Source organism: Bradyrhizobium sp. 17 (assembly GCF_023073515.1).
In the GTDB taxonomy this organism is placed as follows: domain Bacteria; phylum Pseudomonadota; class Alphaproteobacteria; order Rhizobiales; family Xanthobacteraceae; genus Bradyrhizobium; species Bradyrhizobium canariense_D.
Genome location: NZ_JADPJQ010000089.1, coordinates 1 through 1,362 on the forward strand (window position 1 = coordinate 1; position 1,362 = coordinate 1,362).

The 1,362-nt window shown below is 63.5% G+C and carries 1 pseudogene; it reads right to left on the bottom strand.

Going from position 1 to position 1,362, the window contains the following annotated elements:
* Window positions 1–1,048 (bottom strand): annotated as a pseudogene (locus IVB13_RS16860) (methyl-accepting chemotaxis protein); the annotation flags it as partial.
* Between the last annotated feature and the right edge of the window lie 314 nt (window positions 1,049–1,362).

Consider the following 1,362-nt stretch of genomic DNA (forward strand, 5'->3'; position numbering starts at 1 on the left):
CGACGTCGAAATTGCCCGCGGCAAGCTCGCGCATCGCCTTGCACATCGCGATCATCGGACGCGAAATGCCATTGCCCAGCATCAGGGCGAGCGCAGCGCCGACGGCAAGGCCGCCCAGCGCCATCATCAGCATCAGCCGCTCGGTCTCGCCGATGGTGGCATTGGCGTTGACCTCGATGCGCTGCTGATCCGCCGTCAGCTCCGATCGCAGCTCACCCGAGAGCTTGAGAATGGACGCGGCTGTCTTGGTCATCTCGCCGTTCAGCTTGACGATGACCTTCACGTTCTCGGTGAGCTTTGAAAAAGAGGCGCGGTACTGCTTGAGGAGATTGCTGATCTCGGTGACGCGGTCGGTGATCTTCTGGTCGTTGGCATAGATCGAGACCAGCAGGGTCTCCAGGAATTTGATGCGGGCGGTCACGCCGTCGGCGGTCTTCGGCTCCGGCTTGGCGACGAAGGCGCTGACCGAGGTGGAGACCGCCAGATATTGCGATGTGATATCCTTGGCCGTACCCTGAACCGAGTTCAGGCCCGCCAATGCCGCGGTATCGGCAAGATCGTCGAACTTGAACCGGATCTTGTTGCCGACGCTGTTGAGCTCCTCGGTCGCGATCTTGCCGTTCTCGCGCGTCAACGTGATGATCTCGCCGAACACCTTGGTGAAGCTCTTGAAGTCGGCCTCGAGCCTGCCGACCTGCTCGCGGCGGGCTGCGCCCGTGGTGGCCGCCGCCGACTTGGCGATCGCGGCCCTCAAATTCTCTTCAGCTGCTTTGGCTGCGGTCTCATCATCCGCCGCGCCGGTCAGCGTGTAGGCCCGCGCCAAGCCCTGGTAAGCGATCAGCTCGCGATCGACCGTCCGCGCAAGGTCCGCTTCGGCGACGCTGGAGCGGTAGGAGGCCACGGCGGCCTGAATCCGCTCGAAGCCGAAATACGCGAAAGCCATGCTGACCGCGAGGATGGCGAGCACCGCCACGAAGCCGAGGATGATTTTTGCGCGAAAACGCAAGGTGAGCAGCTTCGATCTGGTCGGCTTCGACTTGACGGGCATTCCCCACCCCATTCCATTCGCGGAAAACCAGGCGCAGCCCGGAAGCAGCCCGCTTCCTGACGCGTGAGCACGGTAAATGGCAAAGGATAAGCTGCGGTAAATTTGTGGCGCCGCAACCGGCGGTTACGTGACGCAGGGTCTCGTCGTCCTGGCCTCGTGCGCAATCGCGCACGGGGGGCCGGGACGGCTGAGCGCTTACGCCGCCCGGATATTCCCCATGAAGCGGTCGAGCTCGGCGCGCAGACGGGTGCTTTCGGACGACAGCGTCTTGGCCGAATGCAGCACCTCTTCCGAGGCCGAGCCGGTTTCGGCGG